Annotated in this window: 2 protein-coding genes; both read left to right on the plus strand. The window is 56.2% G+C overall.

All coding sequences use genetic code 11. The features are described 5' to 3' along the window. A partial coding sequence (locus tag N178_RS25420; RefSeq protein ID WP_202813390.1) for a phage holin family protein occupies positions 1-226 on the plus strand: 226 nt, incomplete at its 5' end. 92 nt (positions 227-318) lie between these two features. Next, positions 319-708 (plus strand): hypothetical protein, encoded by a 390-nt coding sequence (locus N178_RS26500; protein WP_035271170.1) that lies wholly within the window; start codon positions 319-321, stop codon positions 706-708. The last annotated feature ends 181 nt before the right edge of the window (positions 709-889 follow it).

The raw sequence follows: 889 nt of genomic DNA on the forward strand, positions 1-889 counted from the left end.
GGAGCTGTTCGCTCTGGAAGCCGGTCAGCAAAAGGCAAGCCTGATCACCATCTTCAGCATGGTGTTTGGCGCACTGCTGTTCTCCACTCTGGCGGTGCTGGTTTTCAGCTTGTTGCTGGCCTTGTACTTCTGGCCTACGGATTATCGTTACTGGGCTTTGGGAGTGCTGGTCGTTCTGTATGCCGGTTTGGGGGTGGGCTTTTCCTGGCCGTACGCCGCCGTCTGACCACAGGCCCTATTCCTTTTCAGCCACCTTGTCCGAGTTGCGTCGCGATGTCGCATTTATGAGCGCTTGAGGGATTCCGAGGGAGACGGCAAATGAGCACGAAGCAAGAGAGCATGTCCGCCCAGGAGCGGGCTGTGCGTATTGAACTGTTGCGAGTCCGCGCCTCGTTGGAGCGGCAGACCATGTCGTCCCAGATCCACTCCCTGGGCGAAGATTTAAGCCCCGGTAATTTGTGGAACAGCGTCAAGCCTTCGGGTTTGAGCATGGGCGGTGTGGTCACTAGCGCGCTGTCCTTGTCGCGCCGTTATCCGTTCCTGTTGTCCGGTGCTTCTGCCGTGCTGAGCAGTTTCGGCGGGCGCTGGATGCGTATCGGGGCTTTGGCTCTGGGAGCCTGGAAGCTGTTTGATTCTTCCAAGTCGGCACGCGAGAAAGCACGCAATGTACTGGTTCCGGTACGACGCAAAACCGATGTGGACGAGTAAGTCTGCTTGTCTGTTTGAAAACCGGCCCAGGCCGGTTTTTTTTTTGCCTGCCGCAAGCTCGGCGTTCTGCCTGACTGGTTTTTGAAGGCGGCAAGGCTTATGCTCCGATAATAAATAATTCCAGAACAAAGCTACCCACATCAGGAGACATAGCCCGTCATGCAGGTGCCATTACTGAATG

This window comes from Priestia aryabhattai B8W22, assembly GCF_000956595.1.
Lineage (GTDB): Bacteria > Bacillota > Bacilli > Bacillales > Bacillaceae_H > Priestia > Priestia aryabhattai.

Excerpts from the sequence above, each read along its gene's own strand:
- N178_RS26500 (WP_035271170.1), top strand. The coding sequence starts at position 319 with ATGAGCACGAAGCAAGAGAGCATGTCCGCCCAGGAGCGGGCTGTGCGT.